Source organism: Streptomyces sp. NPDC002054, from assembly GCF_040296685.1.
Classification (GTDB): domain Bacteria; phylum Actinomycetota; class Actinomycetes; order Streptomycetales; family Streptomycetaceae; genus Streptomyces.
Map to the genome: position 1 here is coordinate 117,984 of NZ_JBEOXT010000027.1, position 15,531 is coordinate 133,514.

Here is a 15,531-nt window from a genome sequence, read left to right on the forward strand (position 1 = left end):
TGCTCAGCCGCCCAGCTGGGAGGTGGACGGGATCTGGTCGGTGACCTTCGCGCCCGCGCTCGCGCCCGCCGTCTTCACATCGTTGATGACCTTCTCGAAGCTGCCGATGTCGGCGGCGCTCGCATCGCCGCTGCGCAGCTTGGTGCCGAGCTCCTTGAGGGATTCGATGCCCGCGGTCAGCGGGGCCACCGCCTTCGACAGCAGCTCGTCGCCCTTGGCGTTGTTGACGGCCGCCTTGAGCCGGTTGTAGGCGAAGGCACCCGCGAGTCCCGCCTTGACCAGCGCGAAGGTCCGGCCGTCCGCGCCCTGCTTGAACTTGCCCTCACGGTAGGGCTTGATGATCCATTGGTAGGTCGCGCCGGCCGCGAGCCCGGCGTTCGCCACGAAGCGGGCCTTGGCGAACTTCTGCTGCTCCACCGAGCTGGTCGCCGCCGGCGTCGCCCCCGCTTCGTTGCCGTTGCCGTCGCCGCCTCCGCAGGCGGTGGCCGCTGCCAGCAGCGCACAGGACAGCAGCACCGCGACCAGGCCACGGCGGACACGGGCAGTACGGAACACGGGCACGGCTGACCTCCGGGGGTGCGTCAGTACTCCCCGCAGCCTCACCCCGGCCCGGCTGCCCCGCCACCCGAGGCAGCCGTCAGGACTACGCGCACAGGACTACGCGCAGCAGGCCGGGTCCAGACCCGGCGGCAGCTCGGTGCCGCCGAAGACCGCCACGGTGGCCGGGTCCCCGCCCAGCGCCGCCACCGCGAGCAGCAGGGAGCCCGCCGTCCAGCTGGTCTTCTCGACCGGCCAGACCGCCCGGTCGTCGAAGACGTAACCGGTCCAGTACATGCCGTCCTCGGCCCGCAGGTGCGCGACGGAGCGCAGGATCTCCAGCGCCCGGTCCGACTCGCCCATGGCCCACAGCGCGAGCGCCAGCTCGCAGCTCTCGCCGCCGGTGACCCACGGGTTGGGCAGCACGCACCGCACCCCGAGCCCCGGGACCACGAACTCCTCCCAGCGCTCCTCGATCCGCGCCTTCGCGCCGGGACCGGTGAGGGCCCCGCCGAGGACCGGGTAGTACCAGTCCATCGAGTAGTGGTTCTTGTCCAGGAACCGCTCGGGGTGGCTGCGTATCGCGTGCCCGAGGGCACCCGCCGCCAGCTCCCAGTCCGGCTGCGGCTCCTCCCGGTGCTCGGCGATGGCTAGGGCGCACCGCAGGGCCTGGTGGATCGAGGAGGATCCGGTGAGCAGGGCGTCGGTGACGGCGGTGCCGTCGGCCTCGCGCTTCCAGCCGATCTCGCCGCCCGGCTGCTGCAGGCCGAGGACGAACTCGACGGCCGCGTACACGGCCGGCCACATCCGGTCCAGGAAGACGTCGTCCCCGGTGGCCAGGTAGTGGTGCCAGACCCCGACGGCGAGGTAGGCGGTGAAGTTGGACTCCTTGCCGGCGTCCTGGGGTGCGGCGGTGTCGACGCCGTCCTCCCGGTCGGCGTAGGCGGCGTACCAGGAGCCGTCCGGGTTCTGGTGCCGGGCCAGCCAGTCGTAGGCGCGCTCGGCGGCCCGGTGCTCTCCCGCCGCGTCCAGCGCCATCGCGGCCTCGGTGTGGTCCCACGGGTCCAGGTGGTGCCCGCGGAACCAGGGGATCGCCCCGTCCGCCCGCTGCACGGCGAGGATGCCGGCCACGGTCTCCTCGGCCTGGGCGGCCGTCAGCACTCCGGGCAGGACCAGGTGTTCCGTACGACCGGTGGCGCCGCCGGAGGAGCTCACTGGGCTGCGCCCACGGGGAGGTGGGGCTTGGTGGCGTAGGCCACGAAGCTCTTGCCGATGACCGGGTTCAGCGCCTGCTCGGCCAGCCGGGTCGCGAGGGGCTTCTTCATGATGTCCCAGACCAGCAGCTTGTGGTACGCGCGGACCGGCAGGGCCTTGTCGTTGTCCACGCCGAAGGCGCACTTGAGCCACCAGTACGGGGAGTGCAGGCCGTGCGCGTGGTGGGTGCCGTACGGCTTGAGGCCGGCCGCCTCCATCTTGCCGAGCAGCTCGTCGGCCTTGTAGATGCGGATGTGGCCGCCCTCGACCTCGTGGTAGGCGTCGGACAGCGCCCAGCAGATCTTCTCGGGGCCGTAGCGCGGCACGGTGATCGCGATCCGGCCGCCCGGCTTGAGCACCCGCACCATCTCGGCGAGCACGCCCTTGTCGTCCGGAATGTGCTCCATCACCTCGGAGATGATGACCACGTCGAAGGACTCGTCGGGGAACGGCAGCGCCAGCGCGTCGCCCTCCATGGCGGTGGCGGTGGCGCCCGCCGGGGCCTCGCCGGCCTCCTTCATCGCGGCGAACCACTTGGCGACCTCGCGGATCTCCTCGCCGTTCTGGTCGAGCGCGACCACCTGGGCGCCGCGCCGGTAGCACTCGAAGGCGTGCCGGCCTGCGCCGCAGCCCAGATCGAGCACACGGTCGCCTGCGGCGAGCGGGAACCGGGAGAAATCGACGGTCAGCACGAGGTCCTGCCTTCGCGGTGAGGGTGAGGGTGAAAGTGGAGCGTCACGGCGTACGGATCACCGGGTACGGCCGGCGCGGGCGATCGCGGCGCGGTAGTGGGCGACGGTCCCCCGGGCGGCTGCGGCCCAGGTGAACCGGGACAGCACGCGGTCCCGGCCGGCCGCGCCGAGTCTGGCCCGCAGTTCCCCATCGCCGAGCAGCCGGCCGAGGGCCGCGGCGAGCGCGTCCGCATCGCCCGGCGGCACCGCCAGGCAGGTCTCCCCATCAGGGCCGGCGACCTCGGGGATGGCACCGCCGGTGGTGGCGACCAGCGGGGTGCCGGTGGCCATGGCCTCGGCGGCCGGCAGCGAGAACCCCTCGTACAGCGAGGGCACGCAGGCGACCTGGGCGCTGCGGACCAGGTCAACCAGCTCGGCGTCGGTGATGCCCTTGACGAAGCGGACGGCGTCCTGGAGCCCGTACGTCTCGATGGCCTTGGCGACCGGGCCGCGCTCGGCGCGCCTGCCGACCACGACGAGGTGGGCGTCGGGCTGTTCGGTGCGCAGTTTGGCCAGGGCCTCGACCAGGTGGACGAGACCCTTGAGCGGGACGTCGGCGCTGGAGGTGGTGACGATCCGGCCGGGCACCTCGGCGACGGCCGGGTCCGGCGACCAGAGGTCGGTGTCGGCGCCGATGTGCACGACGTGGATGCGGTCCTCGGCCACGCCGAGGTCTTCGATGATCTCCAGCCGGGAGGAGCCGGACACGGTCAGCACGGACGGCAGGCGCCGGGCCACCCGCTTCTGCATGCGGGTGAAGCCGTACCAACGGCGCACGGAGACGCGCTTCAGGCGGCTCTGGCCCTTGGCGGCGGCGAGGTCGAGCCGCCGGTCCACGGTGATGGGGTGGTGGATGGTGGTGACGAGGGGGGCGCCGAGGTCGGCCAGCAGGCCGTAGCCGAGGGTCTGGTTGTCGTGGACGACGTCGAACTCGCCGGCGCGGGCGGCCAGATGGCGGCGGGCGCGCAGCGAGAAGGTCAGCGGCTCCGGGAACCCGCCGGTCCACATGGTTCCGACCTCCAGGAGGTCGATCCAGTCCCGGTACTCGCCGCGGCCCGGCGTGCGGAACGGGTCGGGCTGGCGGTAGAGGTCCAGGCTGGGCAGTTCGGTCAGGGTGGCGCCCTCGTCGAGGACGGGATAGGGCTGCGCGCCGATCACCTCGACGGTGTGGCCCAGTCGCACCAATTCGCGGGAGAGGTGCCGGACATAGACGCCCTGGCCACCACAGAACGGGTTCCCTTTATAGGTGAGGAGCGCGATGCGCAACGGGCGGTCGCCGTCAGCGGCGACGCCCGCAAAAGGGCTCGTCACCATGGCCTCAGCGGTCACTCTCGGCCCCCTTCTCAACTGCACTTTCGCCGGAGCGTAACCGCTCGGATAATGTAGAACAAGTTTCAGACTTGATCCGTCAAGGAGATTGAATCTACCGGGCGGAAACCACACCGTAAGAGGCGGAGCAGGTGATTCGCGCCACGACTCCGCAGCCTGCCATGCTGAGCCTCCGGACCAGCCGCGGACAGCACGAAAGAACATCTCGGAACATCTCGGAACGGGACATATGACAGCGGAAGCCAAGGCCGTGACCACTCCGGCGTCCCCGCCCCTGACGGAACGCCAGGAGGCACGCCGCCGCCGGATCCTGCACGCGAGTGCCCAACTCGCCAGCCGGGGCGGGTTCGACGCGGTGCAGATGCGGGAGGTCGCCGAGTCTTCCGGCGTCGCGCTCGGCACGCTGTACCGCTACTTCCCCTCCAAGGTGCACCTGCTGGTCGCCACGATGCAGGACCAGCTCCAGCACATGCACACGACCCTGCGCAAGCGACCGCCGGCCGGCGAGGAGCCCGCCGCGCGGGTGGCGGAGACCCTGATGCGCGCGTTCCGGGCACTTCAGCGCGAGCCGCACCTGGCGGACGCGATGGTCCGCGCCCTGACGTTCGCGGACCGCAGCGTCAGCCCGGAGGTCGACACGGTGTCCCGCCTGACGACGGCGATCATCCTGGACGCGATGGGTCTGGAGGCCCCGCCGACGGCGGAACAGCTCTCGGCGGTCCGCGTCATCGAACACACCTGGCACTCGGCGCTGATCACCTGGCTCTCGGGGCGCGCCTCGATCGCCCAGGTCAAGATCGACATCGAAACGGTCTGCCGCCTGATCGACCTGACGTCCGTGCCGGCCCCTCCGGCGGTAACCGCGGCCCGGGAAAAGTCCGGTTCCTGACCCCGGCGGTCAGGATTCCGGCTCCCCGCTCTCCCCGCCGATCGCCTTCAGGCACGCTCCGTCGGTGGCGTTGAGCGACACCGCGGGCACGTCCGGCTCGTCCGGCGCGTCGTAGTAGACGGCATGCAAGGACCAGCCGGCCTTGTCCAGCTGGACGTACGCGGTGGAGCCGGCCGGCCGGTCCGGCGTCCCCTCGCCGCGGTTGCGGACCGTCCAGCCGCGGCGGACGAGTTCGGCGACGGCCCGGTCGAACGTCTCCCGCACGGGCGCCGGGCCCGCCCCGGGCGCGGCGGACCCGGCTCCGACCACGCACTCGAGCATTCGGCTCATGGCCGCCGCCTTCCCCGTCTCCGGCATGCCGGACGGGGGCGCCCAAGGAGTCCCCGAGGGCGGGGCGGCCGGAACCAGCCCGGTTGCGGCGACCGCTGCGTCGAGGTCGGACCGCACGGCGGCCTTCGCCAAGCCCGCGACAGGCGGGGGCGAGGGGGATACCGCGGGTTCTGCGGATTCCACGGGTTCCGCGCCCCGCGGCCTCCCTTCATCGCACCCGGCCGCCCACAGCATCACGACAGCGGCCAACACCGCCCAGCCCGTCCTGCGCATACGCACGCTCCCCCACCCTCCCCAGCACCGCGGACGGGGCCGCCCGGCGGTCGCGGAAGGAGTTTCACACGTGCCCCCGGGCAAGCGGGGCCGAACGGAACACGCCGTCGCGCCGGAGCGGTGCGCCCCGCCGGATCCGGCCAGGGCCGGCTACTCCTCCGGTGGGAACACCGCCTCGCCGGAGCCCAGCAGGGTGATCATGATCGCCTCGACCGGGCAGCCCTCCGCCGCCGCGAGCACCCCCTCGTTCGCGTCCGTCTCCGGCACCGCCGGATGCGACTGCCTGGCCGAGTCCAGGGTGAAGCCCCCCGGCGCGTGGTTCACGCACATGCCCGAGCCGATGCAGACGCCCCGGTCGACCTCCACATGCCAGCGGTCCCCCATCAGGCACCCGCCCCGGTGCCTGGCGCCTGGTACCCGGCGGGCAGGTGGATCATCTTGTGCTCCAGGTACTCGCTCAGGCCCTCCGGCCCGAACTCCCGCCCCACACCGCTGTTCTTGTAGCCGCCGAACGGCCCGAGCATGTCCAGGCTGAAGGTGTTCACGTTGTACGTGCCGGTGCGCACCCGCCGTGCGAAGTCGATGCCGTGCTCCACATCGGCCGTCCACACGCTGCCGCTGAGCCCGAAGTCCGAGTCGTTGGCGATCCGCGCCGCCTCCTCCTCGTCCCCGTACGGCATCAGGCAGACCACCGGCCCGAAGATCTCCTCGCGGGCGATCCGCATCGAGTTGTCGACGCCCCCGAAAAGGGTGGGCTCCACATACCAGCCCCGTTCCAGCCCGGCCGGCACCCCGCCGCCCGTGAGGATCTTCGCGCCTTCCTCCTGCCCGATGCCGATGTAGTCGAGCGAGCGCTGCTGCTGCCGCTTGGCCACCAGCGGCCCGATCTGGGTCGCCGGGTCCAGCGGGTCGCCGACCACCTGGGCGCGGACCGCCGCCACCAGGGCCTCGGCCACCTCCTCGTACCGGCTGCGCGGCGCGAGGATCCGGGTCTGGGCCACGCAGGCCTGGCCGTTGTTCATCCAGCCCGACTGGATCAGTCCGGGGACGGTGAAGTCCAGGTCCGCGTCCGGCAGGACCACCGCCGCGGACTTGCCGCCGAGTTCCAGCGTCACCCGGGTGAGGTTCCGCGCGGCGACCTCCATCACGCGCTTGCCCGCCGCGACCGACCCGGTGAAGGCCACCTTGTCCACACCCGGATGCCCGACCAGGTACTCGCTGACCTCCCGGTCCGCCGGGAGGATCGACAGCACCCCTTCCGGCAGCCCGGCCTCGCGGGCGATGTCGGCGAGGATGAAGGAGTCGAGCGGGGACTCCGGGGAGGGCTTCAGGACCACCGTCGACCCGCTCAGCAGGGCCGGCGCCAGCTTCGCCGCCGCCACGAACTGCGGCACGTTCCAGGGGATGACGGCCGCGACCACGCCCACCGGCTCCCGCCGGACCAGGATCGGCCCCAGCACCCCGGCCCGGTGCTCCTCGTACGGGAAGTCGCGGGCGACGGTGATCGCCGCGTCGTAGACCATCATCGGGCCGAGGGCCTGGGCGAGCACGCTCCAGGAGTAGGGCGAGCCGTTCTGCGAGCTGATGGACCGGGCGATCTCCTCGTGCCGCACCGCGATCGCGTCCTTGATCCGCGAGACCACCGCGATCCGCTCGTCGAGGGGCAGCCGGGGCCAGGGTCCCTCGTCGAAGGCCTTCCGCGCGGCGGCGACGGCCCGGTCCACATCCTCCCTGGAGGCGTGCGGGACCCGGCCGATGACCTGCTCGGTGTGCGGGGAGACCACCTCGATGGTCCCGCCGCCCAGCGGATCCGCCCACTCCCCGCCGATGAACAGCTTTCCGTGTTCCACGAGCTCGGTCATGGCTGATGCCTCCTGCGGCTGCGCGACCACCCTGACGACATGAGAGCTGAAGCTGAAGAACTGATACCAGTTCTAGTTCGAGGAGTCGAGATTCAGGACACAACTGCGACGGATGATCCATTGCTGCGCCAATGGATGCGCGAGATAGTCGACTTGGGCTACTACTAGCAAGTGAAACAAGTTCCACACACCACGCCCAGACGACAGCAGGGGGTCCCATGACACAGGTGACACCGGCGACACAGGTGACCGACCACGGCGGCGGAGTCCACGCCCTGAAGGTCCCCATCCCCGACAACCCCCTCGGCCACACCCTCGTCCACGTCCTCGACACCGACCGCGGCCCGGTCCTCGTCGACACCGGCTGGGACGACCCCGCCTCCTGGGACACCCTGAACGCCCAACTCGCCACCCTCGGCCTCTCCGCCGCCGACATCCACGGCGTGGTCATCACCCACCACCACCCCGACCACCACGGCCTGTCCGGCAAGGTCCGCGAGGCCTCCGGCTGCTGGATCGCCATGCACGCCGCCGACACCGCAGTGGTCGTCCGCACCCGCGCAGCCGAACCCGGCGTCTGGTTCGACTACATGAGCGAGAAGCTCGCCCTGGCCGGCGCCCCCGAGGAACACATCGCCCCGCTCCGCGCCGCCCGCCGGACCGGCCGCCGCCTGCGCACCCTGCCCGGCCTGCAGGCCGCCGTCCCCGACCGCGAGATCGTGCCCGGCGAACTGCTCCCGCTGGCCGGCCGCCGGCTGCGTGCCATCTGGACCCCCGGCCACACCCCCGGCCATGTCTGCCTGCACCTGGAGGAGGAGCACCCGGCGAACCTCCCCGGCAACGGCCGCCTCTTCTCCGGCGACCACCTCCTCCCCGGCATCTCCCCGCACATCGGCCTGTACGAGGCCCCGGACGAGAACGGGGTCACCCACGCCACCGACCCCCTCGGCGACTACCTCGACTCCCTCGAACGCATCGGCCGGCTCGGGCCCGCCGAGGTCCTCCCGGCCCACCAGCACGCCTTCACCGACGCCCCCGCCCGGGTCCGCGAACTCCTCGCGCACCACGAGGAACGCCTGACCGGCCTGCACCGGCTGCTGGCCGCCGAGCCCCTCACCCCCTGGGGCCTGGCCGAGCGGATGGAGTGGAACCGGCCCTGGGCGGACATCCCCTACGGCTCCCGCAACATCGCCGTCTCCGAAGCCGAGGCGCACCTGCGGCGGCTGGTGAAACTGGGCCGGGCGGAGGCCGTGCCGGGCTCCGACCCTGTGACCTACCGCGCAGTATGAGACCGGGGCGGGGCCGGGACGGGCCGGTAGAGTGACCGGGTCGTCAACACGCCCGCACGGGGGGAAGCCGGTGCGAATCCGGCGCTGACCCGCAGCCGTAACCCGCCGCCCTCCGGTCGGCGGGAAGCCGGAATGCCCCGTCCCGGACATGGTGACCGGCACCGTCGAGGTCATACGGAGCCGGAGCCCGGTGCCACCCGTACCAGCCTCCCGCTCCCCAGCAGGAGAGGCTCCCTCCCCGTCATGAACGTCCGCCGCAGCGCCGCCGCGCTCGCCGCCTCCGCCGTACTCTGCACGCTCGCCGCTCCCACCGCCCTCGCCACCCCGTCACCCGCCCCCGCCTCCCCCTCCCCGGTCATACCCTCCGGCCTCTACGGCACCGGCGACCCGACCTTCGACGGCGTCTTCCGCCAGTCCCTGGCCTTCCTCGCCCAGCACACCGCCGGGGTGCATCCCGCCCCCAAGGCGGTGGACTGGCTGGTCGGACAGCAGTGCGCAAACGGCGCGTTCGCCTCGTTCCGCCCGGACACCACCAAGGCATGCGACGCGTCCACGACCCTCGACAGCAACGCCACCGCGGCGGCAGTGCAGGCGCTGGCCGCACTCGGCGGCCACGAGCAGCAGGTGAAGAAGGCCGTCGGCTGGCTGAAGTCCGTCCAGAACGACAACGGCGGCTGGAGCTACAGCCCCGGCGGCACCATGGACTTCGGTACGGACGCCAACTCGACCGGCATCGTGGCCGGCGCGCTGACCGCGGCGGGCGAGCAGCCGGACGCGGTGAAGTCCAAGGCCGGCAAGACCGCGTACGACGCGCTGCGCGGCCTGCAGCTCGCCTGCGTACAGGAGGGCGTGTCCAAGCCGGAGGAGCTGGGCGCGTTCGCCAGCCAGCCGGACAAGGCAACGGGCAAGCTGCCCGCCAACCCGGACGCGACCGCGGCTGCGGTGCTGGGTGTGCTGGGCAAGGGCCTGGTCGTGACGGCTCCCGCGGCCGACAAGCCGGTCGACCCGAAGGCGGTGACCTGTGAGGCGGGCGGCGCGAAGGACCCGGCGCAGTCCGCGGCGGGCGGGGCCGGCTACCTGAGCACGAAGCTGGCGGCCTCCGGCGACCACCTGATGTCGACGATGCCGGGCGCGACCGACCAGCCGGACTTCGGCAACACGGCGGACGCGGTCCTCGCACTGGCCGCGGCCGGCCACAAGTCGGCCGCCGCGAAGCCGCTGGCCTGGCTGGAGAAGAACGCGGCCGACTGGGCGAAGACGGCCGGCCCGGGCGCGTACGCCCAGCTGATCCTGGCCGCGCACGCGGGCGGCGCGAACCCGAAGGCGTTCGGCGGCACCGACCTGGTGGCCGCACTGAACGCACAGGGCCCGGCCCCGCAGGCGGCCCCGACAAAGGCAACGGGCGGAATGCCCAACTCCGACTCCTCCGACTCGGACTCCTCGTCCGGCACGGTGTGGTGGTTCGTGGGCGCGTGCGCGGCGGCCGGCGTGGGCATCGGCATCCTGCTCAGCGGTCGCCGGAAGAAGCAGCAGCCGTGAGCCGACGGCGTCTAGCCGCACCGTCCCTCCTCCTGGCCCTGTTCCTGGGCGTCCTCCTCAGCAGCCCGGCGGCAGCGGCCGGCTACCGCTACTGGTCCTTCTGGGACGGCGCGGCGGCCGGCGGCTGGACGTACGCCACCCAGGGGCCCTCGCTGGCCCGCCCGGCCGACGGTGCGGTGCAGGGCTTCCGCTTCGCGGTGAGCAAGGACGCCTCGGCGGACGCGGCGAAGCCGCGGGTGGCCGCGGACTTTGCGGCGATCTGCGGGGCGACCCCGGCGGCGGACGGCAAGAAGCGGGTCGCGCTGGTGGTCGACTTCGGCATCCCGGCGGACTCGCCTTCGGGCGAGACCCCGCCGCAGGACGCCCCGCGCACGGCCTGCGCACAGGTGGCCCCGGACGCCTCGGCGGCGGAGGCCCTGGCCGCGGTGGCCAAACCGCTGCGCTACAACAGCTCGGCGCTGCTCTGCGCGATTTCGGGCTACCCGCGGCAGGGCTGCGGCGACCAGATCTCGGAATCCCACCCCAACCCCTCGGCCCACCCAACTACCCCCACAACGGCCGCGGACGACAAGGACGGCGGCCCGTCACTGAGCCTGCTGGCCGGCATCGCCGCGGTCATCGCCCTGGCCGCCGCCGCCTTCTGGCAATCCCGCCGCCGCTCCCGATGACCCGGCCCACCGACCGGCCGGCGGCGTCCGGGGCCGAGCACCCGGGCGAGCCCGCCCCCGCAGCTGAGCAGACCGCTTCCGCCCACCCGGTCGAAGCCTCCCCGACGGGGCAGGCTCCGACCGGGCCGGACGGGCCCGACGGCGTGGACACCGACGACGCGGCAGCCCACCCCGCAGCGGGCCCCGACGCTGCCGCAGGGCTCCGCCGAACCACGGGGCACGGCGCCGCGAACGCCGACGACGCGGCAGGGCTTCGCCGAACCGCGAGGCACGGCGGCACGGACGCCGACGGCGCCGCAGGGCTCCGCCGAACCGCGGGGCACGGCGCCGCGGACGCCGACGGCGCGGCACCACCCACCGGGGCCACCCGCACCCGCCCCACCACCCGCACGGGTGGTGCGGGTGGGAACACCGCCCGGCCGCAGGCCGGGCGCACCCCCGACCCCGCCGCACCCACAGGCGCCCCCGCGCCCAGCGGCACCCCCGGCGCGCCCGGCATGGCCAACATGGCCGGGGCCAAGGCGATGGCCGCGGCCGGCCGCGCCAATGCGGCCCCGCACGGCAGGGGCGCGGCCACCGCCCGGCGGGCCTCCGCGCCGGGCGGAGCCGGCGCCCACAAACCGGCCCCGCCCCGCCGGCCGACGTACATCCAAAAGCTCCGCGCCCCCGAGGCCAGCCGCGCCAACGCCCTGCACGCCGGCGCCTGGTGGCTCTGGGCGCTCGGCCTCGCCACCGCCGCCTCCCGCACCACCAACCCCCTCCTCCTCGGCCTGATCGTCGGCGTGGCCGGCTACGTCGTCGCCGCCCGCCGCACCGACGCCCCCTGGGCCCGCTCCTACAGCGCCTTCCTCAAGCTCGGCCTGTTCGTCCTCGCCCTCCGCCTCGTCTTCTCCGTCGTCCTCGGCTCCCCCATACCCGGCACGCACACCCTCTTCACCCTCCCCGAGATCCCGCTCCCCGCCTGGGCCCAAGGCATCCGCCTCGGCGGCCGGACCACCGCCGAGCAGCTCGTCTTCGCCTTCTACGAAGGCGCGAAACTCGCCACCCTCCTCATCTGTGTCGGCGCGGCGAACGCCCTCGCCAACCCGGCCCGCCTCCTGAAGTCCCTCCCGGCCGCGCTCTACGAAGCCGGGGTCGCGGTCGTCGTCGCCATGACCTTCGCGCCGAACATGGTCGCCGACGTCCTCCGCCTGCGGACCGCCCGCCGGCTCCGCGGCCGGCCCACCGGCGGCGTCAAGGCCGTCCTCCAGATCGGCCTGCCCGTCCTCGAAGGCGCCCTGGAGCGTTCCGTGGCCGTGGCCGCCTCCATGGACGCCCGCGGCTACGGCCGCACCGCCGACGTTCCGCCCGCCGTCCGCCACACCACCAACGCCCTCACCCTCGGCGGCCTGCTCGGCATGTGCGCCGGCACCTACGGACTGCTGGCCGCCGAGGGCGCCGCCTACGGCCTGCCGGTCCTCCTCATCGGGCTCGCGCTCGCCCTGGCCGGGCTCCGCCTCGGCGGCCGGCGCAGTGTCCGCACCCGCTACCGTCCCGACCGCTGGGGTGTCCGCGCCTGGCTGGTGGCCGGTTCCGGCGCGGCCGTCGCCGCCCTGATGATCTACGCCGTGGCGCTCGACCCGGAGGGCCTGAAGCCCGGGGTGGTGCCCCTGGTCGCCCCCGGCCTGCCGCTGTGGCCGGCCTGCGCCATCCTCATCGGCCTGCTCCCCGCCTTCGTGGCGCCCGTACCGCCGAAGGAGGCGTCGTAAGTGGTGATCCGCTTCGATCAGGTGTCCGTCACCTACGAAGATGCCCCCGCCCCCACCCTTGACTCCGTGGACCTGACCATCCCGGAGGGCGAGCTGACCCTCCTCGTCGGGCCCTCCGGTGTCGGCAAGTCGACCCTCCTCGGCGCGGTCTCCGGCCTGGTCCCGCACTTCACCGGCGGCCACCTCCGCGGCCGGGTCACGGTCGCGGGCCGCGACACCCGCACCCACAAGCCGCGGGAGCTGGCCGATGTGGTCGGCACGGTGGGCCAGGACCCGCTCGCCCACTTCGTGACGGATGTGGTGGAGGACGAGCTCGCCTACGGCATGGAGTCCCTGGGCCTGCCGCCCGCGGTGATGCGCCGCCGGGTGGAGGAGACCCTCGATCTGCTCGGCCTGAACGAACTCCGCGACCGCCCGCTCGCCACGCTCTCGGGCGGGCAGCAACAGCGGGTCGCAATCGGCTCGGTCCTCACCCCGCACCCGCGCGTCCTCGTCCTGGACGAACCGACCTCCGCGCTCGACCCGGCGGCTGCGGAGGAGGTCCTGGCGGTCCTCCAGCGGCTGGTCCACGACCTGGGCACGACGGTGCTGATGGCGGAGCACCGCCTGGAGCGGGTCGTGCAGTACGCGGACCGAATCCTGCTGCTGCCCGCCCCGGGAGCCACACCGATCCTAGGCACCCCAGCAGAAATCATGTCGATCTCCCCAGTCCACCCGCCCGTCGTGGCCCTAGGCCGCCTAGCAGGCTGGTCCCCCCTCCCCCTCTCCATCCGCGACGCCCGCCGCCAAGCCCCCACCCTCCGCCCCTACCTCCCCACCCAGCCGACCGCGCCGCAGGCACCGGACGAAGCCCCCATCCCGCAGGTGCCGGGCGAAGCCCGCACCGAGCGGGGCCCGGCCGACGCAGCCGCCGCGCCGCACCGGGGGTCCGGGGGCGGAGCCCCCGGTTTCGGGAAGGGGCGGGGTGGGGAAAAAGCCCCGCGCAGCGGCCCCCGCCCCAGCCTGTTCGCCCGCCTCCGCCGCACCCCGCCCACCCAGCGGCGCCCCCACACCACCACCAGCACCGCCGCCGGCACCGGCATGGCGCAAGCCACCACCCTCACCGTCCGCCGCGCCCGCACCGAAATCCTCCGCGGCATCGACCTCACCATCCGCCCCGGCGAAACCATCGCCCTCATGGGCCGCAACGGCGCCGGCAAGTCCACCCTCCTCGCCACCCTCGTCGGCATGCTGGAGCCCGCCTCCGGTTCCCTGACCGTCGGCGGTGTCACCCCGCACCGGACCGCGCCCGCCGAGATGGTCCGCCGGGTCGGCCTGGTCCCCCAGGAGCCCCGCGACCTCCTCTACGCCGACACCGTCGGCGCCGAGTGCGAGGCGGCGGACGCCGACGCCGGCGCGGCCCCCGGCACCTGCCGCGAGCTGGTGACCGCGTTGCTGCCGGACGTCCCGGACGACACCCACCCGCGCGACCTGTCCGAAGGACAGCGGCTCGCGCTCGCCCTCGCCCTCGTCCTGACCGGGAAGCCCGCCCTGCTGCTGCTCGACGAGCCGACCCGTGGCCTGGACTACGCGGCGAAGGCCCGGCTGATCGGGATCCTGCGGGCCCTCGCGGCCGACGGCCACGCCATCGTGCTGGCCACCCACGACGTCGAACTGGCCGCCGAGCTGGCCCACCGGGTGGTCATCCTGGCGGGCGGCGAGATCGTCGCGGACGGCCCGACCGCCGAGGTGGTGGTCTCCTCCCCCGCCTTCGCCCCGCAGGTCGCGAAGATCCTGGCGCCGGACCACTGGCTCACGGTGACCCAGGTCGCAGACGCACTCGCGGCCCACCCCACCGGACCGGCGGACCGCCCGGAGCCCCCGGCCCGCCCCGGCCGCACCTACCGCAGCGGCCCAACCCCCACCGGGGAGCCCACGTGACCCCCACCCCCACGCCCCCCAAAACCAGCAACCCCAACAAGCCAGGCAAGCCCGGCAACCCCACCCGCCCCATCAGAATCGGCCCGCGCGCCGCCGCCGCCCTCCTCCTCGTCACCCTCATCGGCATCGCGGCCTTCGGCTGGCCCCTGCTCGCCGACCGCCAGTCCGGCCTCGCGCACTCCCAGGACGCCCCCTGGCTGTTCGCCGCCCTGCTGCCCCTCCTCGTCGGCGTGGTCGTCGCGACCATCGCCGACAACGGCATGGACGCCAAGGCCGTCGCCATGCTCGGCGTGCTCGCCGCGGTCGGCGCAGCACTGCGCCCCCTCGGCGCGGGCACGGCCGGCCTGGAGCCGATGTTCTTCCTGATGGTGCTCAGCGGCCGGGTCCTCGGCCCCGGCTTCGGGTTCGTCCTCGGCGCGGTCACGATGTTCGCCTCCGCCCTGCTCACCGGCGGGGTGGGCCCCTGGATGCCGTTCCAGATGCTGGCCCTGGGCTGGTTCTCGCTGGGCGCCGGGCTGCTGCCGGGCCCGGACCGGATCCGCGGCCGGGCCGAACTGTGGATGCTCGCGGCGTACGGGTTCCTCGGCGCCTTCGCGTACGGCACGGTCATGAACCTGCAGGGCTGGGTGCTCCTCCAGGGCACTGACCAGGGCCTTTCCTTCCACCCCGGCGACCCGGTGCCCGCCAATCTGGCGCGCTTCCTCGCGTACTGCCTCGCCACTTCCGTCGGCTGGGACCTGGGGCGGGCCGCGCTGACCGTCGTACTGACCCTCACGCTGGGCGGGACCCTGCTGAAGGCCCTGCGCCGGGCGACCCGGAAAGCATCGTTCGATGCGACCGCCACCTTCGATACAGGGGTCGAAGTGGCCCAGGACACACCCCAAAAACAGGTACAAGCCCTCACAGAAAGCGACAAAAACACCGCTTCCCGGTGAGGCGGCCCACAGGACCCAGGTCACATCCGACCCGACCTAGTACCCCCCGAACCCCCCTCCGCAACCACCAACACACGAGCCCTTCCACCAGCTCTGCGAATCCCGCTAGTAGATGGGGGCGTTGCCAGGCCCGTCGGGGCCTGGCTAACTGGTGTTGTCGCCGAGGCGGCCGGGGCTCCCGCCCCCCGCCAGGACGAACCCCTCTCCACCGCGTGAGTGGCTCACGC

At 73.5% G+C, this 15,531-nt stretch carries 13 protein-coding genes, 1 pseudogene and 1 riboswitch; of the genes and pseudogenes, 7 read left to right on the forward strand and 7 right to left on the reverse strand.

Features of this window, described 5'->3' with window-relative positions; translation table 11 throughout:
- Positions 1-3 precede the first annotated feature (3 nt).
- The 4 genes from ABT123_RS24245 to ABT123_RS24260 form a co-directional block, all read right to left on the reverse strand.
- The gene (locus ABT123_RS24245; RefSeq protein ID WP_351318224.1) at positions 4-555 is read right to left on the reverse strand and encodes a hypothetical protein; all 552 of its coding nucleotides are present in this window, start codon (positions 553-555) and stop codon (positions 4-6) included.
- Between the two features lie 102 nt (positions 556-657).
- Positions 658-1,752, reverse strand: a complete 1,095-nt coding sequence (locus ABT123_RS24250) for a prenyltransferase/squalene oxidase repeat-containing protein (protein WP_351318192.1) — start codon at positions 1,750-1,752, stop codon at positions 658-660.
- Positions 1,749-2,483, reverse strand: a complete 735-nt coding sequence (locus tag ABT123_RS24255; protein ID WP_150210088.1) for a class I SAM-dependent methyltransferase — start codon at positions 2,481-2,483, stop codon at positions 1,749-1,751. Before ABT123_RS24255 ends, ABT123_RS24250 begins: the two co-directional genes overlap by 4 nt.
- 57 nt (positions 2,484-2,540) lie before the next feature.
- A complete protein-coding gene (locus ABT123_RS24260) occupies positions 2,541-3,851 on the reverse strand; it encodes a glycosyltransferase family 4 protein (RefSeq protein ID WP_351318194.1) in 1,311 nt (436 codons plus the stop codon).
- Between the two features lie 229 nt (positions 3,852-4,080).
- Between ABT123_RS24260 and ABT123_RS24265 the strand changes: the two genes are divergently transcribed.
- Positions 4,081-4,740 (forward strand): TetR family transcriptional regulator, encoded by a 660-nt coding sequence (locus ABT123_RS24265; protein WP_351318196.1) that lies wholly within the window; start codon positions 4,081-4,083, stop codon positions 4,738-4,740.
- Positions 4,741-4,749: 9 nt separating this feature from the next.
- Here the strand turns inward: ABT123_RS24265 and ABT123_RS24270 are convergent, their stop codons facing one another.
- The 3 genes from ABT123_RS24270 to ABT123_RS24280 form a co-directional block, all read right to left on the reverse strand.
- Positions 4,750-5,070 (reverse strand): hypothetical protein, encoded by a 321-nt coding sequence (locus tag ABT123_RS24270; RefSeq protein ID WP_351318198.1) that lies wholly within the window; start codon positions 5,068-5,070, stop codon positions 4,750-4,752.
- A gap of 423 nt (positions 5,071-5,493) precedes the next feature.
- On the reverse strand, positions 5,494-5,727 hold the full coding sequence (locus ABT123_RS24275; RefSeq protein ID WP_351318200.1) for a ferredoxin: 234 nt from the start codon (positions 5,725-5,727) through the stop codon (positions 5,494-5,496).
- Positions 5,727-7,205: an aldehyde dehydrogenase gene (locus ABT123_RS24280; RefSeq protein ID WP_351318202.1), complete on the reverse strand. Its 1,479-nt coding sequence runs from the start codon at positions 7,203-7,205 to the stop codon at positions 5,727-5,729. The genes ABT123_RS24275 and ABT123_RS24280 overlap by 1 nt, the downstream gene beginning before the upstream one ends.
- A gap of 218 nt (positions 7,206-7,423) precedes the next feature.
- Here ABT123_RS24280 and ABT123_RS24285 point away from each other — a divergent pair, with 218 nt between their 5' ends.
- The 6 genes and pseudogenes from ABT123_RS24285 to ABT123_RS24310 all read left to right on the forward strand — a co-directional run bounded on the left by ABT123_RS24285 (position 7,424) and on the right by ABT123_RS24310 (position 15,304).
- The gene (locus tag ABT123_RS24285; protein ID WP_351318204.1) at positions 7,424-8,494 is read left to right on the forward strand and encodes a Strvi_7410 family MBL fold metallo-hydrolase; all 1,071 of its coding nucleotides are present in this window, start codon (positions 7,424-7,426) and stop codon (positions 8,492-8,494) included.
- Positions 8,495-8,554: 60 nt separating this feature from the next.
- Positions 8,555-8,632: riboswitch (cobalamin riboswitch) on the forward strand.
- Positions 8,633-8,737: 105 nt separating this feature from the next.
- Positions 8,738-10,033, forward strand: a complete 1,296-nt coding sequence (locus tag ABT123_RS24290) for an SCO2321 family membrane protein (protein WP_351318206.1) — start codon at positions 8,738-8,740, stop codon at positions 10,031-10,033.
- Entirely contained in the window at positions 10,030-10,701 is a 672-nt protein-coding gene (locus ABT123_RS24295) for an SCO2322 family protein (protein WP_351318208.1), read from the forward strand. Before ABT123_RS24290 ends, ABT123_RS24295 begins: the two co-directional genes overlap by 4 nt.
- Positions 10,702-11,225: 524 nt before the next feature.
- Positions 11,226-12,449 (forward strand): energy-coupling factor transporter transmembrane component T family protein, encoded by a 1,224-nt coding sequence (locus tag ABT123_RS24300; RefSeq protein ID WP_351318226.1) that lies wholly within the window; start codon positions 11,226-11,228, stop codon positions 12,447-12,449.
- A 3-nt stretch (positions 12,450-12,452) separates the two neighbouring features.
- A pseudogene (locus ABT123_RS24305) lies at positions 12,453-14,270 on the forward strand (ABC transporter ATP-binding protein); the annotation flags it as partial.
- A gap of 170 nt (positions 14,271-14,440) precedes the next feature.
- Positions 14,441-15,304 carry an ECF transporter S component gene (locus ABT123_RS24310; RefSeq protein WP_351318227.1) on the forward strand — a complete coding sequence of 288 codons (864 nt, stop codon included), beginning with the start codon at positions 14,441-14,443 and terminating at the stop codon, positions 15,302-15,304.
- Positions 15,305-15,531 lie beyond the last annotated feature (227 nt).